18 protein-coding genes and 2 pseudogenes are annotated in these 26,389 nt (G+C 51.1%); 6 read left to right on the forward strand and 14 right to left on the reverse strand.

The features are described from left to right. Positions 1-213: 213 nt before the first annotated feature. Positions 214-942, forward strand: a complete 729-nt coding sequence (gene rph / locus IQ268_RS19195; protein ID WP_193882673.1) for a ribonuclease PH — start codon at positions 214-216, stop codon at positions 940-942. Between the two features lie 35 nt (positions 943-977). Here the strand turns inward: rph and IQ268_RS19200 are convergent, their stop codons facing one another. Next, entirely contained in the window at positions 978-2,789 is a 1,812-nt protein-coding gene (locus IQ268_RS19200; RefSeq protein ID WP_193882676.1) for a GAF domain-containing protein, read from the reverse strand. Between the two features lie 634 nt (positions 2,790-3,423). Between IQ268_RS19200 and IQ268_RS19205 the strand changes: the two genes are divergently transcribed. Continuing rightward, on the forward strand, positions 3,424-3,870 hold the full coding sequence (locus tag IQ268_RS19205; protein WP_193882679.1) for an HNH endonuclease: 447 nt from the start codon (positions 3,424-3,426) through the stop codon (positions 3,868-3,870). A 31-nt stretch (positions 3,871-3,901) separates the two neighbouring features. Here the strand turns inward: IQ268_RS19205 and cobD are convergent, their stop codons facing one another. From cobD to IQ268_RS19220, 3 genes are all read right to left on the reverse strand, one after another. Then, on the reverse strand, positions 3,902-5,020 hold the full coding sequence (gene cobD / locus IQ268_RS19210) for a threonine-phosphate decarboxylase CobD (RefSeq protein WP_193882758.1): 1,119 nt from the start codon (positions 5,018-5,020) through the stop codon (positions 3,902-3,904). 23 nt (positions 5,021-5,043) lie between these two features. Beyond that, positions 5,044-5,388 (reverse strand): HU family DNA-binding protein, encoded by a 345-nt coding sequence (locus IQ268_RS19215; protein ID WP_339383414.1) that lies wholly within the window; start codon positions 5,386-5,388, stop codon positions 5,044-5,046. Positions 5,389-5,612: 224 nt separating this feature from the next. Further along, the gene (locus IQ268_RS19220; RefSeq protein WP_193882684.1) at positions 5,613-9,395 is read right to left on the reverse strand and encodes a hydantoinase B/oxoprolinase family protein; all 3,783 of its coding nucleotides are present in this window, start codon (positions 9,393-9,395) and stop codon (positions 5,613-5,615) included. Between IQ268_RS19220 and IQ268_RS19225 the strand changes: the two genes are divergently transcribed. Continuing rightward, a complete protein-coding gene (locus IQ268_RS19225; protein WP_193882687.1) occupies positions 9,394-9,681 on the forward strand; it encodes a hypothetical protein in 288 nt (95 codons plus the stop codon). The two genes, IQ268_RS19220 and IQ268_RS19225, sit on opposite strands and share 2 nt — an antisense overlap. A gap of 477 nt (positions 9,682-10,158) precedes the next feature. On the opposite strand, the gene dnaN is transcribed toward IQ268_RS19225, so the two are convergent. Then, positions 10,159-11,328, reverse strand: coding sequence for a DNA polymerase III subunit beta (gene dnaN / locus IQ268_RS19230; protein WP_193882689.1), 1,170 nt, complete (start codon positions 11,326-11,328; stop codon positions 10,159-10,161). A 605-nt stretch (positions 11,329-11,933) separates the two neighbouring features. Here dnaN and IQ268_RS19235 point away from each other — a divergent pair. After that, positions 11,934-12,518, forward strand: a complete 585-nt coding sequence (locus IQ268_RS19235) for a DUF2721 domain-containing protein (RefSeq protein ID WP_193882692.1) — start codon at positions 11,934-11,936, stop codon at positions 12,516-12,518. On the opposite strand, the gene IQ268_RS19240 is transcribed toward IQ268_RS19235, so the two are convergent. Both IQ268_RS19240 and IQ268_RS19245 read right to left on the reverse strand, forming a co-directional pair. After that, a complete protein-coding gene (locus tag IQ268_RS19240) occupies positions 12,515-13,432 on the reverse strand; it encodes a histone deacetylase (protein ID WP_193882695.1) in 918 nt (305 codons plus the stop codon). The genes IQ268_RS19235 and IQ268_RS19240 overlap by 4 nt on opposite strands. 70 nt (positions 13,433-13,502) lie before the next feature. After that, positions 13,503-14,519 (reverse strand): TIGR00341 family protein, encoded by a 1,017-nt coding sequence (locus IQ268_RS19245; protein WP_193882698.1) that lies wholly within the window; start codon positions 14,517-14,519, stop codon positions 13,503-13,505. 155 nt (positions 14,520-14,674) lie between these two features. On the opposite strand from IQ268_RS19245, the pseudogene IQ268_RS19250 reads away from it, so the two are divergent. Then, positions 14,675-15,523 (forward strand): annotated as a pseudogene (locus tag IQ268_RS19250) (NAD(P)-dependent oxidoreductase); the annotation flags it as partial. Between the two features lie 84 nt (positions 15,524-15,607). Then, positions 15,608-15,826 (forward strand): annotated as a pseudogene (locus IQ268_RS33515) (cupin domain-containing protein); the annotation flags it as partial. Positions 15,827-15,889: 63 nt separating this feature from the next. On the opposite strand, the gene IQ268_RS19255 reads toward IQ268_RS33515, so the two are convergent. The 7 genes from IQ268_RS19255 to IQ268_RS19290 all read right to left on the reverse strand — a co-directional run bounded on the left by IQ268_RS19255 (position 15,890) and on the right by IQ268_RS19290 (position 26,247). Then, positions 15,890-18,541, reverse strand: coding sequence for a caspase family protein (locus IQ268_RS19255; RefSeq protein ID WP_193882704.1), 2,652 nt, complete (start codon positions 18,539-18,541; stop codon positions 15,890-15,892). Between the two features lie 420 nt (positions 18,542-18,961). Next, entirely contained in the window at positions 18,962-20,572 is a 1,611-nt protein-coding gene (locus IQ268_RS19260) for a DHA2 family efflux MFS transporter permease subunit (protein WP_193882707.1), read from the reverse strand. 7 nt (positions 20,573-20,579) lie between these two features. Continuing rightward, positions 20,580-22,016 carry an HlyD family secretion protein gene (locus IQ268_RS19265; RefSeq protein WP_193882710.1) on the reverse strand — a complete coding sequence of 479 codons (1,437 nt, stop codon included), beginning with the start codon at positions 22,014-22,016 and terminating at the stop codon, positions 20,580-20,582. 266 nt (positions 22,017-22,282) lie between these two features. After that, positions 22,283-22,855 (reverse strand): DUF421 domain-containing protein, encoded by a 573-nt coding sequence (locus IQ268_RS19275; protein WP_193882714.1) that lies wholly within the window; start codon positions 22,853-22,855, stop codon positions 22,283-22,285. Positions 22,856-23,049: 194 nt separating this feature from the next. Continuing rightward, positions 23,050-24,351, reverse strand: a complete 1,302-nt coding sequence (locus tag IQ268_RS19280; RefSeq protein ID WP_228035518.1) for a S41 family peptidase — start codon at positions 24,349-24,351, stop codon at positions 23,050-23,052. Then, complete coding sequence (lepB, locus tag IQ268_RS19285; RefSeq protein WP_193882716.1) at positions 24,338-24,904, reverse strand: signal peptidase I; 567 nt, start codon at positions 24,902-24,904, stop codon at positions 24,338-24,340. Before lepB ends, IQ268_RS19280 begins: the two co-directional genes overlap by 14 nt. Positions 24,905-24,960: 56 nt before the next feature. Further along, the gene (locus IQ268_RS19290) at positions 24,961-26,247 is read right to left on the reverse strand and encodes an HhoA/HhoB/HtrA family serine endopeptidase (RefSeq protein WP_228035519.1); all 1,287 of its coding nucleotides are present in this window, start codon (positions 26,245-26,247) and stop codon (positions 24,961-24,963) included. Positions 26,248-26,389 lie beyond the last annotated feature (142 nt).

The following is a 26,389-nucleotide window of genomic DNA, read 5'->3' on the forward strand; positions in this document are numbered from 1 at the left end:
CATGTATCCGTCAATAGAACATTGTAAAGATATGCGTGCAAATTAAGGGGATGACAGGGAGGTTGGGTAAGCTGGATCGATCGCCCCTTAAGCGATCTGCCCAAATTTGCACTCAATTTTGGCACCGTCATGCAATTCAAAACTCATTCCTAAATCTTCGCCTATCCGGCTCTTTCCCCTAGTATCCTGAGTGAGGACTTGTGAGGATTGACAATGGTTTGGCAACGTCCCGACGGTCGGCATTTCGATCAGCTTCGTCCTATTCGTTTCGAGCGGCAGTTTACCCGCTTTGCCGCAGGGTCGGTTTTAACCTGCTGTGGCAACACCCAGGTATTGTGTACGGCAACGATTCAGCCAGGGGTTCCTCGGTTTCTGGAAGGCTCCGGCAAAGGCTGGTTAACGGCAGAATATCGCATGTTGCCATCGGCTACGCCGCAACGCCAGAACCGAGAGTTTATGAAGCTCTCAGGCCGGACGCAGGAAATTCAGCGCTTGATTGGACGGAGTCTTCGAGCCGCACTGGATATGAAGGCATTGGGAGAATGGACGCTGACGATCGACGCTGATGTGCTGCAAGCGGATGCTGGAACCCGTACCACCTCCATTACAGGCGGGTATGTGGCGTTGTGTGATGCGATCGACCAGCTTCTAACCAGCGGCGAATTACAGCAGTCTCCCATTCGCCATCAAATCGCGGCTGTCTCGGTAGGGTTGCTTGAAGGCGAACCGTTTTTAGATTTGGACTACACCGAAGATGTAGCTGCCGATCTGGATTGTAACGTTGTGCTAAACGACCAACTCGAACTGATCGAGATCCAGGGCACGGCTGAACACGGCAGCTTCACTCGTACGCAACTCAATCAAATTCTGGATGTGGCCGAACGAGGAGTTAAAGCATTGTTCGACTTACAGCAACAAGCGCTGCGAACCCAGCTCCCGTAAGAACTGCCCGTTTAAACCAGCGTGGGTACACCCTCTTAATCACGTAGCCCTGTTGCTTCACCTGGCGTTTCATTGGGGTTGATGGGCAGTTGAACGGTAAACGTAGTCCAGCCCCCTGTGCTTTCAACGTCGATCGTTCCCCGTAGACGCTCAACCAGTTTCTGAATCAGTGCCAGTCCTAATCCGGTGCCGCTCTGTTGCCGCAGTTGGGCGTTTTGAGCACGATAAAACTTTTCAAACACGCGGGATAAATCAGCCGTTGGAATGTCTGCTTCATTGCTCACTCTAAAAATAGCGCTCGGAGCAGATGAGCGGTTATTAGCTGATAAATCGGTGCTACATTGCACATCAACGATAATTTGACCACCAGCGGCTGTGTACTTACAGGCATTGTTGAGCAGTTCGGCCACCACGCGCGTTAAGCTGGCACGATCTGAAATTAGCAATGGCATATCCGCAGGGAGATGAACCTGTAGAGTTTGCTGCTGTTCCTGAATGCGCGCATGAAATGACTCTGTTACCGTTGGTAGCCAATCCTGGAGAGCGATCGCCTCATCCAGCACAGCAGAGCCTATTTCGGTTTGCAGCCGCTGTAAATCTAACAGATCATTGATCAGCTCAATTTCTCTAGAACACTCCGTTTGCAAGATACCCACATACCGCTGGTATCGGTCATCCAGGGATGCAAGCTGTAGCATCCGAATGGCTAATTTCATATTGGTTACGGGTGTCCGCAATTCGTGAGAAACCGTATTCAAAAAATCGTCCTTAAGGTGGTTGAGTTGCTCCAGGGACTGCACCTGTGCCTGCACCGCTTGATACAATCGCGCCTGCCGAATGGCGATCGCACATTGATTGGCTACCTGTTGGACTAAGCGCAGTTCTAGATCTTTAAAGGCGACGTTTTGCTCCGTCACTAACCACAAGTCACCCAACACTTCCTGGTCATTGGCAATGGGACAGGCCAGCATTGCCACTTGCTCCTGGCTGGGGCGAGGATGAATAGAGCAAAACTGAAAATAGTATCCCTGCCGCAACTGAGCATAAAGCTCAGGAAAATCGACCATTTGAGCGACATGGCTCGGCCGCGCAACCGTAGTCGGCCTGTACTCATAACATACCGTAGAGGGTTCTGCATCCAGGTCATATAAGGCAGCCGTGCAACTCACCCCTAACCCCATTGCTAATTCCTGTACAGCAGTTTGCAAGATTTGGCTTTCATCCAGGTTGTCTCGCACTTTATCTGTTATGCGTTTCAGCCGAGACTCAAAATCTAAAGCTTGCTGCAACTGGGTTGTATATCGGCGTAGCACATTTTCTGCATGTCGGTGTTCGGCAGTCACACACGTCAGCGTCATTACATTGCGGCGCAGTTCCATTTGCGACACAACCTGGCGGCTCAATGCCTGTAGCGCTTCTAACTGCTCCTGGCTCAGGGTTCGAGGCACATGATCCACCACGCAGAGCGACCCTAACGCATATCCATTAGGGGACAGAAGAGGCGCACCCGCATAAAACCGAATGTAAGGATCGCCCGTTACAAAAGGGTTCCGAACGAATCGTTCATCAGTAAAGGTATCAGCAACAACCAGGATGTCGGGTTGAAGAATGGTGTAGCTACAAAACGCCGTTTCACGACAGGTTTCTGCTGCGTCTATCCCCACTTTAGACTTAAACCACTGACGCTCTTCATCAATAAAGCTGACTAACGCAATTGGGGTACCGCAGATATTTGCAGCTAGATGAGTCAAGTCATCAAAGGAATCTTCAGAAAGAGTATCGAGGATTTTATACTCTTGAAGCACTGCAAGTCTTGCAGCTTCGTTTTCTGGTCGTGGAACTTTCATAGCATGACTTACTCTTTCACTAGAGCGCAGCATTCGTCTCAGAGAATCGATCGTTCGGGCTGTCTTAGTTTGCCCAAATGTGGTTAAAAGGCCACATTCAAACCGTCTGAACACGTAGGATAATGGCTTTACTGGTCTTCCGTCCTTGATAAACGTGCTAGAAACTCCATTCCAAGATAAGAGGGGACTTTAAGAGGGTGTCTGAGAAGGCTCAACATTCTAAACTAGCCCACTAAATCCCCAGGTTGAGAAACTTAGGATCGAATGCAGCACGTTTGATCCGTTTAAAGCTACCTCAGCGACAGTTCATTGTTTTCTCGTCTTGGTGAAGAGACGATAGAAAATTTCCTAATTCTGTGTAGTTTGGGAAGGATGATCATAAATTAGAGAATCATGCTACCCCCAAATAACGCTTATCATGAATTGGGTTAATTCCATTCAACCTCTATGGGAATGTCAGGTTATCTGTGCTTTAGGAGATAACTAATGGCATTTAAGAATGAGCAGAGTTGAGCGATCAGCAATTCCCTGATACCGAAATTGAAGTGGTGGACTACGGTCGGTTAGCCCCAAAACCCTTCCAGACGCGTAACCAGAAGACGTATCGCCCAACAAAACGCTAGTGAGGTCTATTGTGAACCTTGAAGACAAGGAGCTAAAGGAGTTATTTAAACTAGCCGATCAGATTGGCAAAAAACGGTATCACAAGCTGACTCGGCAGGATCTGGAGGATTACAAGCAATTTGATCACTGGCGATACGTCAATGGTGATAGTGAGTGTGGCACAACCCAGGAGAGTCAGGATTGGGTAAAAGAGCATTCAGATTGGCATCCCATTTGTGAAACGAGATTTTCTGAATGTGGGGGTAGAACCATTGACCACAAACTGCCGCGATCGCAATATCCCTGGCTATCAATGAACCTTCAGAATTTCTGGGTGATTTGCAGAGCATGTAACCAGGAAAAGGGTGAGAAGCATTGGTTCGAATATGAACACTATATGCTCACTCGTTATCCGGATCGTTTACCCGCCATTCAAACGGTGCGTCCGATTCACTTGTTAAGGTCGTTGAAGGAATAGGGCGATTTCCCTTAACGTATCATCGAGCCGTTTACCCCAGAGGTTCGGGATAGACCAAACAATGCGCCAGCCCATCCAGCAATTGCTGATTTTCGGCTTCGGTTCGCACCGCCACACGAAAATACCGATCGCCCAATTCTGGAAAGCTAATGCAATCTCGAATCAAGATACAGCGCTGCTTGAGCAGTTGATGCTGCAACTGCGTGGTGGACTGTTGAGACTGAACCAGTAAAAAATTAGCCGCACTGGGTAAGGGATGTAAACCTGGGATGGCAGACAACCCCGCAAAGAGCTGCGATCGCGCCTGTTGTACCCATGTCCAGGTTTGGTGTTGAAACGCAGTATCCTGAACCACGATCGCCCCGGCTGCTGCCGCCAGGGAATTCACTGACCACGGATCGCGCCACTGCTGCCAGCGCTGTAGCCGATCGGGATGGGCGATCGCATAACCTAACCGCAGACCCGCCAAACTGTAAAACTTGGTGAGCGATCGCAGCACGACCAGGTTGGGATGATCTGAAACGCGATCGATCAGGCTCTGCTGCTGATCGGGTGGCAAAAAGTCCATAAAGGCTTCATCCACCACCACCAGGGCAAACTGCTCAAGATAGGGCAAAATCGCCGACGTTGAAAATAACTGCCCGGTGGGGTTGTGCGGGTTATTCAGAAGTAGCCCAACCGATTGCCGACGCAGAGAAGTGAACGGTGCCGAGATAGAAAAATCGGCACCCTCACTACCGATTTCACTCGATGCGTCAAACTGTGGTAAGGGTTGAGCCACGACATTGGCAGAGAAAGCCGCTAAAGCTCGTCGATAGTCGCTAAAGGAAGGTGTGAGGAGGTAAACCGCGTCTAGTTCCGCTAGCTCTCTAGCCGCCCAGGTCAGCAACTCTGCCGAGCCGTTTCCCGGCAAAATCCAGTCCATCGGAACCTGATGGAACTGACTGAGGGCATGGCGCAGATCCCCATAGTTGGGGTCGGGGTAATGAGGCAGGCGGTTGAGATGCGTGTGAATGGTGGCGATCGCCGCCTGCGGTGGCCCTAACGGATTGATGCTAGCGGAAAAGTCAAGAATATCAGAGGGGGAACAGCCTGATAGCGCCGCCGCCCAGGCTAAGTTCCCCCCATGTGTAGGTCGCGTCGAAGACAAATCTTGCACAGGTCAAGACTACATTATTTGGAAGCGACTTTCTCCTTAAACAGTTTCCCAGCTGAAAAGGCTGGAACCTTCGTTGCAGGAATCTGCATGGCTTCTCCGGTTTTGGGGTTCCGTCCCTCACGCTCTTTGCGCTCGCGGGATTCAAACGAACCAAAGCCAACGAGCGTCACCTTTTCGCCCGTAGACACCGCTTCCATGATGGAGTCAATGGCAGCCGTTAAGACGGCATCGGCCTGCTTCTTTGTGACGCTGGCCTTTTCGGCCACCTTATCTACTAATTCGCCTTTGTTCATACAAGTCTCCTTTGATGATTTGTTACGCCAATCGTTCTCCCAAGATCTCTCTTGAGATCGGGGCACAGATATTCGAGAAGAGTTTCAAACCAAAATGCGGTACAAAATGGCTGAAACTACCGTGTACTCGAATTTTCAATGCTTTATTCTAATGGCTGACTGGCAAATCTGTAACGTTGAAACCTTTAATTTATGTTCTTTTGCGGCTTTTAAAGAGGATTTTGCCACATTTTGCGTTCCAAATCATAAATAACTGTCTATTGAAAGGGGCGATCGTGATAGAAAATACCCTATTCATGCGGGGTGCCGTAGCCGCCGCCGCCTGGGGTTTCAATCACCACGACATCCCCCGGCTGTACGGCAACTTCCGCCTTGCCAGCCAGGGTTTCAATCTGACCGTCCTGGCGCTCAACCCAGTTGTGGCCGACTGTTCCGGGTTTGCCACCCGCCAAACCAAAAGGAGGCACGATGCGATGCCCCGACAGAATAGCCGCCGTCATTGGTTCCCGAAATTGCAGGCGACGGATGACACCATTACCGCCCCGATGCTGCCCTGCCCCGCCGCTGTTGGCGCGAATGGCAAAGTTTTCTAACAAAACGGGAAACCGCCACTCCAACACTTCAGGATCGGTGAGGCGAGAGTTGGTCATGTGGGTTTGTACCGCGTCGGTACCGTCAAACTCGGCTCCTGCCCCTGAACCACCGCAAATGGTTTCGTAATATTGGTGGCGATCGCTGCCAAATGTAAAGTTATTCATGGTTCCTTGCGCTGCCGCCATCACGCCTAGCGCTCCATACAGGGCGTTGGCGATCGCCTGCGAGGTTTCCACATTCCCCGCCACCACTGCCGCTGGATAGCGCGGATGCAGCATACAGCCTTCTGGCACGATGATATCTAGCGGTTTGAGACAGCCTGCATTTAAGGGGATATCGTCATTGACCAACGTGCGAAACACATAGAGTACCACCGCTTTGCAGATGGCAAGCGGGGCATTAACGTTACTCGGCTGTTGGGGGGAGGTGCCTGTGAAATCAATGACAGCGGTGCGATCGGTGCGATCGATCGTAATGTTGACCTGAATCTGGCTCCCGTCATCGGTAGGATAGGTAAACTGCCCGTCCTTTAGCACGCCAATCACCCGGCGTACCGATGCTTCAGCATTATCTTGAACATGCTGCATGTACGCTTGCACCGTTGCCAAGCCATAATGCACCACCATTCGCTGCAACTCTTGCGCTCCCCGTTCATTGGCTGCAATTTGGGCTTGCAGGTCAGCAATGTTTTGTGTGGGGTTACGAACTGGATAACGCCCAGCGGTCAACAACTCTAAAAAGGCCGACTCACGAAACTGACCTTGCTCAACGATCGGAAACTGATCGATTAATACCCCCTCTTGCTCGATCGTGGTGCTGTGCGGCGGCATGGAGCCAGGAGTGATGCCACCAATATCGGCATGATGACCGCGAGCTGCCACATAAAACAAAGGCCGTTGCTGTGGAGTTAAATCCGTTAAATCCGTCAAATCCGTTGCATCCGGGGCATCTGGGGGAGCGATCGCCACAAACACAGGAGTAATCACCGTGATATCGGGCAGGTGGGTGCCGCCGTTGTAGGGATTGTTCAGCACATACACATCACCGGGTTTCAGCGTATCCCCTTTGGCCGTCATTAAACTTTGAACGCTTTCGCTCATGGAGCCTAAATGCACGGGAATGTGCGGTGCATTCGCAACAAGCTGTCCGTTTTGGTCAAACACAGCGCAGGAAAAATCGAGCCGCTCTTTGATGTTGACGGAGTAGCTGGTGTTTTGCAGGGTAATCCCCATTTCTTCTGCGATCGCCCGAAACAGATTGTTGAAGATCTCCAGCAACACCGGATCGGGAGTTGCCACGCCACGCATGGAGGACTCGCCCACCCGACGGGATCGCTCCTCTGAAGGAACAGCAACCTTGCTCAAAACCAGATGACCGTGCGGCGTTAGCTCGGCCTGCCAGCCCGGTTCCACAATGTTGGTACTGGTGGGTTCCAGCAAAATGGCAGGGCCAACAATGCGATCGCCACGGCACAGATCGTCGCGTTGAAAGACCGGAGTATCATGCCATGCCGTTTGGGTATACATGGGGACAGTGGCGATCGGCTCTAATGGCGTGGTGCGATCGGCTTCTAAGCGCGATTCTGCCGGAGAAGCCGTTTTGCCAATCACTTCCACCGAAACCGCTTCAACCAAAAGCGCCTTGTTCTGAAAGGTGAAGCCATAGCGCTGCTGGTACGCCTGCTCGAACTGAGACACCATTCCATCAAGCGTGCCAAAGTCTACAATGAGGGCGGAATCGGTGCCCTCGTAGCGCAAATGCACTTTGGGCAAGATGGTAAGCGAGTGTTCAGACTGAAGCGGCGAGTCCTGGTTGGTGGTGGTGATGCCCTGCGCCTGCATCTCGGCTCTGCCATCAACGGCCAGACTCGTTAGAATTTGCTCCAGCTCTGCCATTCGTTCAGCGGTGAGTCTGGCTTCGATCGCCCGTTCTCGGATGGTGCTGAGGTCAGCCAATCCCATGCCATAGGCAGATAGCACACCAGCATAAGGATGAAGAAACACCTGTTTCATCCCCAGGGCATCGGCAATCATACAGGCGTGCTGGCCGCCTGCTCCACCAAAACAGCAAAGGGTATAGTCGGTGATGTCGTAGCCCCGCTGCACCGAGATTTTTTTGATGGCGCTAGCCATGCGGTCAATGGCGATCGCCAAAAATCCTTCAGCCACCTCTGGTACAGCTAATTCCTGCCCCTGGGTTTTGGCCTGAATCTCTGCGGCCAGTTCAGCGAATTTGTGGCGCACCACCTCTGCATCCAGCGGCAAGTTACCCTCTACACCAAACACCGCCGGAAAAAACGCAGGCTGAATCTTACCGAGCATGACGTTGCAGTCCGTTACCGTCAGCGGCCCTGCTTTGCGATAACAGGCTGGCCCCGGATTGGCTCCCGCCGATTCTGGCCCAACGCGATAGCGGGCACCGTCAAACCTCAGAATTGATCCACCTCCCGCTGCGACGGTATGAATGGACATCATGGGTGCCCGGAGGCGAACGCCCGCCACTTCGGTTTCAAAGGTGCGCTCATACTCGCCGTTGTAATGCGAGACATCCGTAGACGTGCCGCCCATGTCAAAGCCAATGATCCGAGTGAATCCCGCCATTTTGCTGGTTTGTACAGCTCCAACAATGCCTCCGGCAGGGCCTGAAAGAATACTGTCTTTGCCCTGAAACAAATCAGCATCCGTTAGTCCACCGTTGGATTGCATAAACATCAGTTTTGCAGCGGGGGCATTCGCCGCGCGATCGCCCTGTAACTCGGCGGCAATGCGCTCGACATAGCGCCGCAGAATCGGTGACAGATACGCATCAACGACAGTGGTATCGCCCCGGCTTACCAGTTTCATTAATGGGCTAACTTGATGAGAGATCGACACTTGCGTAAAGCCGATCGCTTTTACCACATCAGCCAGTTGTCGCTCATGCTCAGGGTAACGATACCCATGCAGAAGAACGATCGCACAGGCGCGAATGCCGTCTGCATACGCCGCTTGCAGCGGTGCCAGCAATGGCTCAACCTGTACCGGACGCAGTTCCTCCCCCTGAGCGCTATAGCGTTCATCCACTTCAATCACTTGCTCGTACAGCAGTTCGGGCAGCACAATCTGACGGGCAAAAATATCGGGACGGTTTTGGTACGCAATCCGCAGGGCATCCCGAAACCCTTTGGTGATTAATAAGAGAGTGCGATCGCCTTTGCGCTCTAATAGGGCATTGGTAGCAACCGTTGTTCCCATCTTGATGACGGCAATCTGCTCCGATGGAATGGGAGCATTGGCAGCAATACCCAACACCTCTCGAATTCCTTGCAGCGGCGCATCGGCATACCGTTCTGGATTCTCGGACAGCAGCTTATGTACCACCAGGCTGCCGTCTGGTCGCTGAGCAACAAGATCCGTAAACGTACCGCCGCGATCGATCCAGAATTGCCAGCGGTCTGGCCGAGTTGCTTCAGAAAAATCACCAGACTCAACAGCCGTCATGCCAAACTCCCTAATGTCAGTTCTGTCTGATTCCGCGTCTACTGACTACGGTAAATCTATTCTGGCAAGGGTGGCGGTGCGCGATCGCCATCCGATTGGCAAACCTTGGGGAAACTATGGTGGTAATCCTACTGACTGCCCAATTCACCCGCAGAGAACTTCCGTGATTCTGCACAGTTATCCCGTTGGGAAGATTTCTAGTATGAACCCATTCAATGCGATGGGGCATGGCAATGACGACTTACCAACCTCTGCTTGTAGCGATCGGCCATTACTCTCACCTTAAATTGCGCTGGAAATGGCTACTGGCCGAGTTGGTTCTGGAATCGCTCATGCTAATTGCTCCCGTGAATTTAGATTTTTTAGGAGCCGTGAGTGAGTACCTGGTGGATGAGGGACGCGGCAAGGTTGAACTTGCCATCGGTCAGAGGCTTGCGACGGCTTAGACGACCATCACAACGTCTGTCCTTCGTTTCGCTCTAGTCTCTGTCAGACGAACTAGTCACTATTGCCTAGTGGGGTTTACCCAGAAGGATGGGTAGATCTCCGACTATACACTGACGAGAAAACGTAGGATTATTAATTCATACAAAAAGCGCTGACCACTCCATTGATATAATCGGTCAGCATATAACATAAACAAAGCCCTGATCTCATGGATCAGGGCTTATTGTTTTAGTTGGGGCACTCACCACAGATCTGGACAATTACATACTAAGTTGGACACCATTAGGCTCCTACATTGTCAAGATCGGATACATTGTCAAGATCGGATCTGAACTGGCATTACCAGATATGTCATCTTCATTCCCCCCAGAGGAGACATCACAGATGGACTGGTAGAGGCATTGAATTGCATCTGCACCTCGGAGGTGGTGAACGCCTTTAGACCTTCGAGCAGATAGCGCACATTAAACGCAATGTCCAAATCTTCTCCAGAGATTTGTGCCGCAACCGATTCCCGTCCGCTGCCCACATCCTGAGCATCCACCGAGAGTACAAATTCCTGCTTGACGCTGTCGAGACTTAACTTGACGATGCTGTTTTTTTGATCGGCTAAGACTGCAATTCGCTCTAGCGCACTCATAAACAGGCGACGATCGGCGGTCATTTGACGCGAAAACTGGCGCGGAATTAGTTGGCGATAGTTGGGATATTGCCCTTCTAGCAGGCGGCTGGTGATGCGCTGATGCTCCCATTCAAAAATAAGCTGCCCCTGGTCGAAGCGAACGGCGATCGCCTCTGTGGACTGATGCATTTGCAGCATTCGCTCCAGCTCTCGTAACGCTTTGGCGGGAACCGTCACATCAAACTCTGTCGCGTTATTGGGCTGGCTGGTCGGCGCGGCATCGGTTGGCTCACGGTCATCGGCAGCATTATTGGTTTGCACAACAGCCAGCCGATGCCCATCCGTCGCCGCAAACTCCAGCCCATCCGGGTCTACCGTGACATGAACCCCGGTCAACACCTGCTTCGATTCATCGGAACTGGTGGAAAATAGCGAGCCGCGCAACCCTTCCACCAACGCTTCTACCGGAAGATGAGCCACATCGCCTTCTTCGATGGTGGGCAGGTCTGGATACTCTTCGGCTCCCATGCCTCGCACCTGATACCGCCCAAAGGCGCAGGTGATGGTGGCGATCGTGTCGTTGTCTTCTGTTTCTAAAATTAGTTCCCCTTCCGGCAGGCGAGACACAATATCACCCAGCAGTTTGGCCGGAAGCGTTAGAGTGCCGCCCGTTTCCACATGAACATCAAAGCTTGTTTGCACCCCCAGGCTCAGGTCAAATCCGGTGAGGCGAACTTTTTGGGTATCTTCGTCTGCCACCAGCAAAACGTTTGCCAATACCGGATGGCTAGGCCGAGTGGGCACCGCTCGGCTAACCAACGACAGGTGGGTATTGAGTTCACTTTGAGTGCAGATGAGTTTCATGGATGGAATAGCCTGACTGAGCGTGATTCAACCGTGGACAAAAAAGTTTGAGTGCCCGATGGCGACACATCAAAAAAAGTAGCGTTAACTTAGTCGCTTGGAAGGCGATCGTACCACCCTTACCCGTCAGGTTCAATTTACCGTTTCTGCGCTGCTTTAAACGGATCGATCGATCAGAGATCTTTAAAAATTCTAGTAGTAGTAGAGGCTGTGGAAAATGTGGAAAAAGTTGTGGGATCACGCCCTATCAGGCTTTTAAGCTTCTTATACCCTGTGGAAAACATGTGGAAAAAGAGGGGCGTTGATCGTGCAGTATTTATACCTACCACTGTTTTCCCTTTAAAGCCATCATTTATCCCCTGGCTTTCCCCTGAAAAGAGGCCAATTTTCCACAGATAATCCAGGGTTCTCCACACGCTAGTTACTGCTTAATAATTCTTTACAGGGATCTGAGAGCCAGATCTGGAGGGGCTGAAATCTGCGCTGGGCGATCGTTTGGAAAAAAATTGATCCAACTCACAGCGGAGAGTACAATTGTACTTCATTCGGTGCTGCATTGGTACCGTTCTTTCAAGGTTCCCAAACGGCTGCAAAAAGAGGTTGCTATGAGCGTGGAGCAAACCAGCCAACTGATTCAGTTAATTCTGAATTCAGTGCTGATGGTAACGGCATGTGTGATGGCTCTGGGAAGTCTGGTTATGCGCCATGCTGCAATCAACGATCGCCTCAAAACGACTCATCGAGAATACTCGGAGCTATGTAGTGATAGGGACATATTTAGGAGCGATCGCCTGCTGCAACTCAAGAGCCAATTGCGGCAATTGAGACAGCGATATCGCATGGCCTACCGTAGCGTATTGGCCTTGCATTATGCGCTGCTGCTGTTTGTCGCCAGTACGTTCATCACCACATTAAGAGCGACCTTGCATCAGGACTGGCTCATTCCGGGCGGCCTGATTCTGTTTACCGCTGGAATAGGGCTGTTGCTGGTAGGACTGGGATTCGCGCTAATGGATGTTCATACGTCTGGCCAACCCTTTTGGATGGAACCGCACGGGATGATCGGCATGGGAACCGCAACCACCGATAAGACGCTGCATGATGCAAGAGCCGCCTCGTCGATTTATCCCCTGCCGCAACGAGTGGTGCAGCCACGCCCGATTCGCCGTAAGACTGGAACCGACTACTAGAGCCGATATTGCCGATAAACATCGCTGGCAGCACGGTGCAGCAAAGAGTGACGGTAGACCAGCTCGTTAAAATCATCGCTGTAGCCGCCGCCAATGACACAAGCGACTGGATAGCCCTGGGACAGGCATGTATTGAGAACCTGCATTTCTCGACAAAAGAGGCCGCGATCGCTCAAGGACAGTTTGCCTAAGCGATCGGCTTGATGCACATCAATGCCCGCATCGTATAGCACCAACTGCGGTTGGACATCGGTAAGCAGATCGGGCAGGCAGGCAGCCAGGGTTTGAAGATATTCGTCATCTTCAATGCCAGCGGGCAGCGGGATGTCTAAATCGCTCTGCTGCTTGGTGCCGGGAAAGTTGATCTCACAATGCATTGAAAACGTAAACACGCTGTCATCATCTTGAAAGATAACTGCGGTGCCGTCTCCTTGATGAACATCCAGATCAACAATCAAGATGCGTTGAGCTAAACCCAGGTGTTGCATTACCCGCGCAGCGATCGCCAGGTCGTTGAAGATACAGAACCCCGACCCATAGCTGGGAAACGCGTGATGGGTGCCGCCTGCTGTGTTACAGGCGAGGCCGTGTTCTAGCGCCAGTTGCGCCGTTAGAATCGTTCCCCCTACTGCTGTTAGGGTTCGGTTAACCAGTGCAGCACTCCAGGGCAGCCCAATGCGGCGTTGAGCTTTGGCATCCAGGGTGCCCTCACAATACTGACCGACATAGTCGGGGGTGTGAACCAGTTCCAGCCAGTCTTGGGGAGGACGTTCTGGACTGTGGAACTGAGTCGGTTGAGCGACTCCATCCGCCAGGAGAGTGGTATACAGTTGCCCAAACTTTGCCATTGGAAACCGGTGAGTTGGAGGCAATGGGGCAACGTAATTGGGATGGTAGACCAGCGGTAAATCCATTCAACAATTTGGTAGGCGACATAGTCCAGCCTAACTAGGTTAATCGTTTCTGTGGGATCATGCTCCCTGTCTAGATTTGATGTCCTCGTCGCCATAGAAGGATACCTGCCACCAGCAGCGAAAGCAGGGTTAACCAGAGCCAAAATGCGGTGAAGGTGATGCGTTTGGCCTGGTCTTCGTCCTGCTGTTTGCCGGGACGAATCTTTTGGATAAAGAAGGTGAGAACGCCAGCCAGGTTGAGGCAAACCAGGTTCGTGAGCACCAGCAGCATGGCTCCTAGCGCAATCTGCCATTCTCCCGACCCCAACAATAAGCCAAAGGCGACGAGCGGTGGTAATAGGGCAACGGAAACCATAACACCCACGATCGCACTGGTGGCACCGGAGGCAAAGGATAGTGCCCCTGCCATACCAGAGGCGATCGCCAGCAGCACATCTGAGCCATCTACTCGCGTTCGAGAGGCAATCTCCCCAATGGTGGGATCGGCTGGAAGCACATAACCAATCAGCACTGAGATTGAGAAGGCCAGGGCAATGCCAACGGTTCCGATTTTGATAGCTTTCCAGCCGAGGGAGATATCTCCTAAGGTGGTTGCCAGCGATAGCGCCATATTAGGCCCCAGCAGTGGAGCAATGACCATCGCTCCAATAATAATGGTGCTATCGTTTCGCAACAGCCCAATGGCGGCAATGATCGTAGACAGCACGACCATCAATAAATGGTTGCCGCTCAGGGTTACCATTTTGGCGATCGCTTGATATAGTTCCTGGCGATTGACCCGATCGGAGGGTTCAATCAACTCGTTTTCTGCTGGTTGAGCAGATGCGCCATTTTGCGACTGCAGTTGAGGAACAGATGCTTCAACTGAAAACAAGACCAGCCGGAACCCATCCACATGAGCAAATTGATGTTCGATCGCATCAATGATGGCCTCAGATTCGCTAGTTAAGAGCAAAACTTTGACCAGGTATTGATCCTCGGTGGTATCAACTTGCCACATGCCAACAATAGACTGCGACTCAAGGAAGGTGGATAGTGCCTGCCCCTGCTCTTTAGGCAAGAACACGTCAAGAAAGCGCAAACTCATAAAGTGCTTTACCGCACGAACAGCAGAACGACTGTCACAAATCTAACTTTTTCCATCTTGACAGGATTTATGCCGTTAAATGCCCGTCGCAAGGCATTGATTACAGTCGAATCGGCCTTTTAAGATGGACGCATTGGCCGTAGGGAGAGGGAATGATGCAGGTTGGTTTAATTGGAACAGGCTTGATGGGGCTGCCAATGGCCGAACGATTGCTGGAGGCGGGGGTGTCTGTGGTGGCTTATAACCGCACGTCGGCCAGGTTAGAACCGCTGCGTCCGGCTGGTGCCAGGCTGGTAGCGTCTGCGGCTGAGGTGTTGCAACAGAGTCAGGCGGTGATTCTGATGTTGAGTGATGCCCAGGCGATTCGGGATGTGCTGTTGGCAGACGATTCCCGTGCTGACCTGGCTGATTGCACCATTATCCAGATGGGAACGATCGCCCCCAGCGAAAGCCGCCAGCTTCATGACGCGATCGCGGCGGCAGGAGGAGATTATCTGGAAGCGCCTGTATTGGGCAGCATTCCCCAGGTCAAGGAGGGCAAGCTGCAAGTGATGGTGGGTGCAACCCCGGCTCAGTTTCAACAGTGGTCGCCTCTTCTTAAGCACTTTGGTGAGGAGTTGCTGTTAGTAGGTGAAGTTGGGTCGGCGGCAGCATTAAAGCTAGCGTTAAATCAATTAATTGTATCGCTCACGAATGCGTTTGCTATGAGTGTGGGCTTTGTGCAGCATCAGGGGGTGGCGATCGAAACCTTTATGGGTGTGCTGCGGCAGAGTGCGCTGTATGCCCCCACCTTTGATAAGAAGCTACAACGCATGGTGGAACGGAACTTTACCAATCCTAATTTTCCGGTGAAGCATTTGTTGAAGGATACTAACTTGTTTATTGAGGAAGCGATCGCCTCTAATATTCGGGTTGATGCTTTGACTGGAGTTCGCCAAATTTTGGAAACGGCATGTGCCTCCGGCCTGGCTGAAGAGGATTACTCTGCTCTGTTTGCCGCTGTTGTTCCACCCTTTGCAGAGAGTACAAAGCATACGGAAATTCAAATAGAGCATCACCCCAACCCAGAAACATTAGAGCGGTTGGGCGTGTTAAGTTGGGAAATTTGGACAAAAGACGCGTCAGAGTTTCCCTGGACGTATGACGAAACCGAGACATGTTACTTCCTGGAAGGAGCGGTAATAGTGACTCCAGAGCAAGGAGAACCAGTGTCGATGGGAAAAGGGGATTTAGTGACGTTTCCTGCGGGGATGACCTGTACCTGGACGATTCTCGAAGAGGTCAAAAAACACTACCAGTTTAGCTAGGCGAGCAGAACAACAATGAGACGAGGGTGATGTCAACGACCGCACCCACCAGGGGATAGGAGGTCAATCGAGTAGACAAAACTGAAGCATGTTACTGCTATCCTCAGCCGAACATGAACCATTGACGACCTCAACAACAACACCAACGACACGTTCACCATTTACATCAACAACGCGATCGTGGCTATTTGGCTCGAATTTAACAGTTCCAGTTAAACCTTGAAATTCGACCTGCTGAAGCGCATCATAAAGAGAACGGCGAGTAAAACTCCTGGCTTGTCTAAGCCCCTCAACTAGCGCTTGAGTAGAGTCATGGGCAGTGGCCGTTTCCCAGCTCACAAATCGAGTTCCCCACAATTGTATAAATGGTGGCTGCAATCGAGCGGGAACTTCATCACGATGCCATGCAACGCCTACCAGGGTACCAGTTGCCTTATCTTTAAGCTGTACAATAATCTCTTCGTCATACATTACATCTCCCCCCAAGATTGTAGTTGCTTGTCTTTGAGGCTCATCAAACGCATTGACAATATCAACTATCTGGCTCAAATCAGTTAAATCGGAAGGGATCAACATCAATGCATTTGTTCTGGCTGTCGCCAGTTGTGATGGAACATCTACACAATCGTTCTCTTTGGAGAGGTCGCATTTACCGATCATGCTGCCGTTTTTGTCTTGTTCTAAAGCGACTACAAAGGCTTCAGCTAGAGACATGCTATAAACGCTTTCTGAGTTATAAACGATGAATGCATTTTGGGCAGGCGGCAAATATCTAACCAGATTTTGGGCTGCAACTGCATCGTTTGGCGCTACACGGAAAAACCATTGACTCAAGTCAAAGATGTAGCCGAACTGTCCGGAGTGCTCAGCAGTTCCTACATTGGTTCTAACGGCTGTACTGGTAGGAGCGATCGCTGGCAGATGATTGTCGTAGAATTTTCCTGCGGCTAGTGTTGCAGAACTGGTATAGTGCCCGACAACACCCAAAACTCCATAACTACTTTCTTCCTGAAAAGAAGTATCACCCGGAATATCATTATCTTTTAGATATTGAGCTACTCGGCTGGCAACATCGGAATCAGAGGTTCCTTTGCTAGAGTTATCATCCCTCGCAATTAGAACTTGTAGCATGTGATCCTTAATGCCACGCGGGTCAAGATTGATCTGGTTTTGAGCGTGGGCAACTCCTCTTAAAATACCTGCCGCAACCTTGCGATTTTCATCACTACCTCCAGGAACAACAGCCGCAATTGTTATAATTGACTTCTCGCTGGTTAATGATTTCGTGTTATTGAGATAAATAAGGGTTTCTGGATCACCCCCAGGGCAATTCTCAGAATCTTCACTGACTTGACTACCAATACGTCCCTCTTCAAACAACTGAACAGCTTTCTCAAAGTGAGTTTTCGCTTCCAAATATTTCTCGCGCTTCAGGTCAGCCGCATTGTTTGGTTGAGACAAAGCTTCTCGAAAGGCAGAAATGCCCCTCTGTTTTTCAACGAATGCTTCTTTAGTGGAAACGGTACACGCCTGGGGTGCGGTGTCTGCCAAAATTAAGTTGTCGCCCCGGCTAAAGTAATCATCATCGAGAGAAAAGTTTGGGGGTGGAGGTGGGCAGTTTCCCAAAATTCTGCATCGAATGGGAGGAATGATCGCGGTTGCGATCGCAATCACTCCTATCACAGCGATCGCCCCAAGAAATTCTCGTCTTCTGATGGGCAGATGTAGTGATGGTGATGATGGTGATGGCGATGGCGGAGGTAGTGATGGTATTGAAGGCGATCGCTGTGATTCCTCAATTCGAGCAATGGCATCCCTTGCCTCTCTAATTCGTTCTCTTGAAGGATTCGCTTCAATGACAGTCCACCATAAATTTTTTGCTAAAGCAAAGTCCCTCTGTAACTCTGCGTCCTTCGCCAGAGCAACCAGGCTATCAACATCAGTTCTGGTAGTGTATTCTGGCAGGAGCGGTAGATTGTAAGTCCAACCTGGTTCGGGATTGATTAGTGGAGTCTGACGCGGTTTCCCATATCGTTGATTTACCTCTGGAACTCTCTGGGCAAGATACCTCTCTAGCTGACTCACAATGGTGTGCTGTTCTAACCCCTGTAGTAGGGTATATGTAAACACACCATGTTCTAGATCCGGGATTTCAAAAGAACTTTGACCAGGGCTACAGGCGAAAATGGTGACAATACGTTGGTTATCACTGCTCAGTTCTCTTGTGATTGCTTGAGTCTCACGACCGATATCGCTATCGATACCATTACGACCATCAGGCTCTATTCGATTAGAGCGGCACATGTCCAAAACTAAGACAATGTTGCGAGCCTGAGAGTCGCGCAAGCAGTTTACAACAAAGCGGATATCAATGGCTGTTTCCTCGTCAGAGGGCAAGCCATCGCAAGGGAGCAAATAGTCTCGATGATGTTTGCTGATGCCGTGTCCAGCAAAGAAGAACCATAAACTGTCATCCCTGTTAATCCGCTGAATCTCTTCTCGCAAAATGCGGCGCAGGTTAGTTCTGGAGGGGCTAGTACTAAAATGGAGATTGGGAGAATGGTCAGTACAAAGCAGCACGTTTTCAGTTGGAAAGCTGCGATCGCACAGGAACTGCCGCACAGCTTCTGCATCTTGCACAGCAAACCTTAAGTGCTTGTCGGATGGTAAATGGTTGTATTGATTAATGCCAACAACGATTGCCCAGTTGACCATCTAGTTTACCGCCTGACTCTCAACGTAATAAGACTCTTTCCGCCAGCTTCTCCTTATCTACGGATTTCTGCACGTAACTCTACCTCATTCAGAGCATGTTTGCATGAGAACAAACCTGTTGCTCTGTTGAGCGAAACTGTTTATTGCTGCTTGCAAAAGCGGTTTGTACTTTGTTAGTACAGATGCAGAGATTCTAACGGCTCCAGTTCCTCTTTTTCAACCGTCTGTCTTAACCCTTCTCCTCAACAATCGGGACGGTTGTATTGCTACAATCCCAATCTTTGACGGTCGCTGGATGGTTTTGAAGGCCAAAGCAGCAAAGTACCTTTGAGGTACTTCAACATTGAGACAATTGCTCCTGATACGAGAGCTCTTTACCGCACAGTTTGAACACCCTCAATGACTCAGGGAATCCGTGCGCTAATGTACAGCCGCTCCAGCCTTACTACCCTGCCCTTTTGCCAGCAGGAATAACAATGGCAGTGAGCAGATAAAGACAATACCAACAAACCGAAATACATCTTCAAAGGATAGAATTGAAGCCTGTAAATTAAGGGTTTGATCTAACAACTCTAAGGCTTGTTGTTGTGCTGTAGCCGCATCAGATCCACGGTTTTGAATAGCGGATGTTAGTGCATTCAGGCGTTGTTGTGTTGCCAGGTTGTAGGGGCTAACGCTTTCTGTCAACATGGCTCGGTGGAAGGCTTGCCGCTGATCCAGCAGCGTAGAGAGTACGGCGATCCCAATGCTACCGCCCAGTTGCCGGGTTAAGTTGTAGAAGCCCGATCCAGCCGGAATATCCCGTTTGGGTAAAGGGCTGAGTGTGGCTAAACTCAGGGGCAGAAACATCATCACGGTTCCTGCTCCGCGCCAGAGCAGTGGATAGAATAGCGCATCTGTTCCAGTATCAGGGTTAATGGTTGCCAGCGAAAACATGACCAACGTGGTGATGATGCTACCTGCCGCAATGAGCAGGCGAGCATCTACCTTGCTAGAAATTTTGCCGAGTGCAACCATGGTGATGGCAGAAGCCAGCGCCCCCGGAAGCAGCAACAGCCCGGTTTGTTGAGCCGTGAAGTGTAAAACACTTTGGGCAAAGATGGGCACAGCAAACAGCGTACCGTATAGCCCCATGCCCACAATTCCTGAGTAAACGCTACCCGCCGCGAGGGATCGGTGACGCAACACCCGCAGATCCACGGCTGGATTGCGAACGGTCAATTCTCGCCAAATGAAGAGTGCCAGCCCAACTAGAGCCGTGACGACTAACAGGCAGATAAAAGCAGAGTCAAACCAGTCATCCTGGTTGCCTTCCTCTAGAAAGGTTTGAAGACTACCGAGGGCGATCGCCAATAAGCCAATCCCCCACCAGTCTACCCGTTGATTTCGAGCAACCCCATTTGGTTTATCTTTGGGCAAAAACAGCACTGCCATTAGCACCGCTACGATGCCAAAGGGAATGTTGATAAAGAAAATCCAGCGCCAGCCTAAATTGTCGGTCAGGTACCCACCCAACGTAGGGCCGATCGCTGGCCCTGCAATTACCCCTACACCAAAGATGGCCTGGGCAATGCCCTGTTCGGCAGGTGGAAAGGTTTCAAACAAAATAGATTGGGCTTTGGCAAGTAATCCTCCTCCCAGCAATCCTTGTAAGACTCGAGCGGCGATCAGGGTTGATAGATTACCAGAGAGTCCACACAGCACCGAGGCAATGGTAAAACCAATTAACGAAAAAATGAAATAGCGTTTCTTGCCAAAATAATCCCCTAACCAGGCGGTGAGAGGAATGATGATGACGTTGGCGATCGCATATCCTGTCACCACCCAGCCAATTTCGCTAATCGTTGCCCCCACACTCGCTTGAATATCGGTGAGAGCCACATTCACAATGCTGGTATCAATGACCTCTAACAGCGCCCCCAGAGAGGCCGTAATGGCGATCGCCCACTTTAACCACCCTGGTTTAGCGGACGGCTTTTGCGCCAAGGAAGCAGACCGATGGAGGCGGGAAACCCTAGCAGACGTACTCATGGTTGCCTTACTCCACCACTACACTAACTGTTGCAGACATCCCAGCAGTAATAGAATGCTCGTAGGGCTGGATGCTGGTTGGATCAAAGGTAATCTTGACCGGAATGCGCTGCACCACCTTAGTAAAGTTTCCCGTTGCGTTATCGGGAGGCAGCAGCGAAAATTGCGCTCCAGAGGCAGGGGAAAGACTCTCCACCTGCCCCATAAAGGGATGACTGGGAAAGGCATCAATATGAATCTCAACCGCTTCACCAGGATGCATTCGCGCAACCTGGGTTTCCTTGAAGTTGGCTGTAATCCAGGGGGCTTCTCCCACGATCGCCATCAGGGGTTGTCCGGGTTGCACCTGTTGCCCCACTTCTACGGTTTTGTGCCCCACTTGCCCTGCGGCTGGAGCCGTAATCTGGGTGTAGGATAGCTGCAACTGGGCATCCTGTAAGGTGGCCTGTGCCTGGGCAATCTGAGCCACAGCCGCATCATATTGGCTGCGGTTAACCTCGGTTTGTACCCCCGTCGCCTGGGCTTGTTGCACTCCACCCTGGCTGGCCTGGAGGTGCGCCTGCGCCTCGGCAATTCCTTCCTGGGCTTGCGTCACTTGTGCCTGTGCCTGCTGAACGCCTTGCTGTGCCGCATTTGCCGCTGCCAATGCCACTTCGTAGGCCGCTCTGGCGGTATCTCGCTGTTGGGCAGAAATGGCTCCTTGCTGATACAGCGTTTCATAGCGCTGGTAATCTGTTTGGGCTTTCTGCAAATCGGCCTGGGCTTGAGCGATCTGAGCCTGGGCTGCTGGAACGCCTGCCTGGGCTTCGGTTAATGCTGCCTGGGCACTAGAGATAGAGGCGATCGCTTCTCCCACCGATCCCTGAGCCGTTGTTGTCTGGGCTTGAGCGTTGGCATTTGCCAGAGAGATTCCAGCCTGCGCGGCCTGTGCCTGTCGTTGAGCCACGGCTAAGGCGGCCTGCGCTTGTTGCACCTTTACCTGATAGTCTTTGGGATCAAGCTGCACCAGCAACTCTCCGGCCTGAACCGTCTGATTATCTGCCACTGCAACCGTTTGCACCGTACCGGGAATACGGCTACTGATCTGATAAAGATTGCCGACTACCTGGGCATTATCCGTTTCCTCATGGGTGGAGGCATAGTGCCACCAGCGAATTCCCCAACTGCCAGCGGCGATCGCTGCAATGAACAACACACCCAGCATCCATTTGGGGGGATGTTTACGACGTGGCTCTGTTGGGTGGTCTGCTGGGGTAAGGTCTTCTACATCAGAGTCCTCGAAGTCTTCAGGCGGCAACTCCTTAATTTCAGGAGAGGGTTCAGGCGGCAACTCCTTAATTTCAGGAGAGGGTTCAGCGGTTGGAATGGCTGGTCGCTCTGGTGCGCCAACTTGCTCGCGGTGAGAAAGCTTTCCGTTTGATGATGAATTACTGCTGTGCTGCATAGCAAATCCTGCTGCTCGTCATGATTGATACGGCTTCATTTATTTAGTATACGTACTATCTGCGGATGGCAATCCCCAAATCGGTATACTCGTTCCCATGCCTTGCTTCTGGGTCGTAATTGGTGGAATTCCTTTACCCTATTTAGGGGGTGTGTCAAAGCAACGGCAAACCCATGGCAACGAGATGAACTGCCTGCGATCGCCCCGTCATTTCCCCCTTCTGGATGAGCCTTCAGCCGTTCTGATAACAGACACCTGAATGGGCGTTAAGATGCTGCTTCGGTCAGCCGTTTTAAGGTGGTTTCTATGCGAGTCAGTTGTTCGGCCAGCCTTTGTTGCTCGATGTCGGCAGATGTTAAGGGTTGTCGTTCAACGGTGAGACTGCCGTTCGTTTCCAAAATGGCCGCTTTCACCTCTGTCATCTCTTCAAATCCTTGACGGCGCAGGCTGGCGCGTAACTCGGCCTCTGTAATGACTTCTGCACTCAGGTGTTCTGGAATGATGCGACCATTGCTAACCAGGATGGTGGATTTGCCTTCTACCAGCCGTAAAACGCGAGGGTAGCGATAAGCAAGCCGCACAACCATGTAATTCACGCCGAGTAGCGTTGCAGCACCAACAAAGCCACCGAGAACGGAGTTATCGTTACCGATGATTGCGTTCTGAACGGTGTTAGAGAGCAAGAGCAGCACCACCAAATCGAAGCCGTTCATTTGTCCTAATTCGCGCTTTCCTCCCAATCGCAGTGCGGCCAGGAGGAAAGTGTACACCAAGATCGAACGGATGACCTTTTCTAAAATTGGGATACCCGGCACCCACAAATCGTTGAAAAACTCCATTGCCCTTCTGCATCCTCATAGCTGAATTCACTGTATTGTCGGCAGTATCAGGATGCAGATCAAGTTAAAAGGGCTAGTAAATGCGATGGCGATCGCCATTACAGCATCACTGGCGACAATAATCTGCTCCAGTGACCGTTTTAGGCTCATTTTTCCTCACGCACAGATGAGAGTATGCCTGGAGCAACTGCACTCTACCTTGAGCGGGTGGTGTGCAACGGCACCTCCAGCGCAGCAATGGCCTGCCTATATTGAGGATCTTGAGCCGTACCCAGTTGGTCGGGGTGAGACATGAGTTCCTGTTGTTGCATATCTGTCAACGGTACTACCTCGTCAGGGGTGATGCCACGATGATTGATGTCAAGACCAGAGGGGGTAAAGTAATGGGCGATCGTTACATTTAGACCAGAGCCATCTGCCAGGGAATTCACCGATTGCACTAATGCTTTGCCAAAGGTTTGGGTACCGACTACAGTTGCTCGATGGTCATCTTGCAGCGCTCCCGTGACAATTTCGCTGGCGCTAGCAGAGTTGCCATTGACCAGGACGGCTAAAGGTAAGTTGGTCAATGCTGTATGGTTGGCACGCACTTGATTGGCCTTGCCATGTCGTTCAACAGTGCGAACAATATCTCCATCGTTGATCCACATACGAGCGATCGCAATACCCTGGTCGAGCCGTCCACCCGGATTATTTCGCAAATCTAATACGAACTCATCAACCTGCTGCTGTTTCAGGTTGGCGATCGCCTTTTGCATCTCCTCAGCGGCATGGGCATTAAACTCATCAAGGCGGATGTAGCCAACCCGGTGCTGCTCCTCCAAACGCAGGGCAGAATCAACGACCGGAACCTGAATCTGTTCTCGTGTAAGGGTTTGGTTGAACGGTGTCTGTTCCTCTCGTTGTAGCGTCAAGGTGATCTGCGTACCCGCCTCACCTCGAATTCTCTGAGCCGCATCTTCGACCGTCATGCCTGCCGTGGTTGTGCCATTGATTTGCAAAATTTTGTCGTTTGCCTGGATACCGGCACGGAGTGCAGGCGAATTTTCAAGCGGTTTTACAACGGTTAATGCCTGGATTTGTGGATTCGCCATCAATTGCAAGCCTACTCCCACTAACTCGCCGCTGGTCTCCTGGTTGAATGCCTCGAACTCTTCAGGGGACATGAAGCGAGTATAGGGATCATTGAGCTGCTGCAATTGCTCGCGCAACGCAGCATACGCCGCTGCGCGAGATGAGTAGGACTGCGAGAGTAATGTTTGCCGTGCCTGCTGCCAATTGACCTGGTTGAACGTTGGATCAACATAATCCTGATTAATGATTTGCCAGGCTTCATCCAACACTGCTTTAGGACTGTTTTGCAGGGCTGCACGTGCGGTTAGAGTAAAGGCTGGAATTCCTATCAGTGCTAATCCGGCTGTGAGCAGAAATTGCTTATGTGAACGCAGCATTGCCATGTAGTGATTAAGCTTGAAGAAGGGTTTATTGGGAGACATGGGTGATTAATCCAAGGCGGTTGAAGGGATAAAATCGGGCGATCGCTCGTCCAATGATGCGATCGCGGGGTACAAAGCCCCAATAGTGGCTGTCATAACTGTTATTGCGGTTGTCTCCTAAAACCAGGTAAGAGTTTGGTGGCACAATAACGGGCCCCCATCTATAGTCGGGCTTGGCCGCAATGTAATTTTCCTCAAGAGGTTGATCATTGATATAGACAAGTCCATTGTTAACCTCTACCTTGTCTCCCGGCAACCCGATGACCCGCTTGATAAATGCATCGTGAAAGTTTTCCTGTTTCAGCGTATCAGTAGGGTTAAAAACAACGATGTCGTCCCGTTGAGGTGGCTCGAAATCATAGCTCACTTTGTCGATGATCAAACGGTCATTGATTTGCAGAGTTGGCTCCATTGAACCGGAAGGAATATATCGCGCTTCTGCTACAAAGGTGCGAATACCAAAGGCTAAAACCAGGCTAAGTCCAATGGTTTTAAGCCCTTCCAGCCAGGGATTTTCTAAATGGTCATGCTGTTGGCGGGTCGATTGATCCATATCATGAGTCCTCTAGAAGGCTTACTGTTGTGCAAACCGCGCACAACAGTAAAATCCTACCCCTCCTGCTGTATTGCAACCGGGGTGGTTTCGGTTTGTACCGATAGCGTTTGGCTGGTTCCATTACGGCTCAGCGTTAATTGCAGGCGGCTTCCTACCTGGCTGGCTTCAACAAGCTGTTGTAGCTCGGCTCCATCGGTCACCGCCTGCCCATCAACCTGATGAATGACATCCCCTGCTCGCAATCCTGCTTTTGCCGCAGGAGAACCCGGCATCACTTTTGCAACCAACACTCCCTGATCTTCATTCACACTCAAGCCGCTGTTGGGGTTGTTGTTAATGTCCTGTCTGATCTGAGGTGATAATGTCACCATCTGGATACCCAGGTAGGCATGTTCCACTTTGCCGTGTTCTGCCAGTTGATTGGCAATGCGATCGACTGTATTAATGGGAATGGCAAACCCAATCCCTTGAGCATTTTGAATAATTGCGGTGTTCATGCCAATCACCTCACCCTGCTGGTTGAGCAAAGGGCCACCCGAATTGCCTGGATTGATGGCGGCATCAGTTTGAATATAATTGACCCGTTCGTTCGGCATTCCTACTTGTCCGCTAGAACGGCCTGTAGCGCTGATGATACCTGCCGTGACTGTATTATCAAGCCCTAAGGGATTCCCAATGGCGATCGCCCATTCACCGGGTTGGAGGTTGTCGGAGTTGGTGATCTGAACCGTTGGCAAATCATTGGCATCAATCTTGATGACCGCCACATCTGTCACTGGGTCGGCACCCAGTACTTTTCCCGCAAATGTACGACCATCTTTTAAGGTCACTTGTACGGTGTCGGCTCCATCAACAACATGGGCATTTGTGATCACGCGTCCATCCGCGTTGACGATAAATCCAGAGCCAACACCTCGCTCGATCTGTTGTGAAGGTGGCTCTGGAAGTTGATTGCCAAAAAACTGACGAAAGAGCGGATCGTTAAATGCCTCTGGAATTTGGGTGTCTACGGTTCGGGTGGCATCAATTCGAACGACAGCGGGGCCAACCTGTTGTACTACAGTGGCGATGAAGTTGGGGTTGGTTGCTACCAAACCTGGTGTAGATGGACTCAATGTAGGCGGAACGTCAGCCGTTGCTGTCGAAGCTGGATGCACCCCAGACCTGGACATCCAATAATTGCCTGTGGTGGCAAGTCCGGCACCTAAGAAGACCAGCACGATCGCTTGACCAAAGCGATTACGGGAAAAACGAGGAGCGTGGAGCGATCGATGAGTATTAGGATTGAGTGTAGAGTCTGATGGTGGAACGCTGTTGTTATCTAATTGTTCTGTTTTCATTGGGAAAACCTGCCATTGCATATAAACGGGAAGTGGAGTGAGTGTAGCCTTTGAAGTGGGTGCGATCGGCTAACTAATTCACCATAGGTGGCGTGTATGTCAGGCTTGTGGCAAGTCGGTGGCAAGTGAGTGGAATACGGGT

It is taken from the genome of Oculatella sp. LEGE 06141 (assembly GCF_015207605.1).
GTDB lineage: Bacteria > Cyanobacteriota > Cyanobacteriia > Elainellales > Elainellaceae > Oculatella.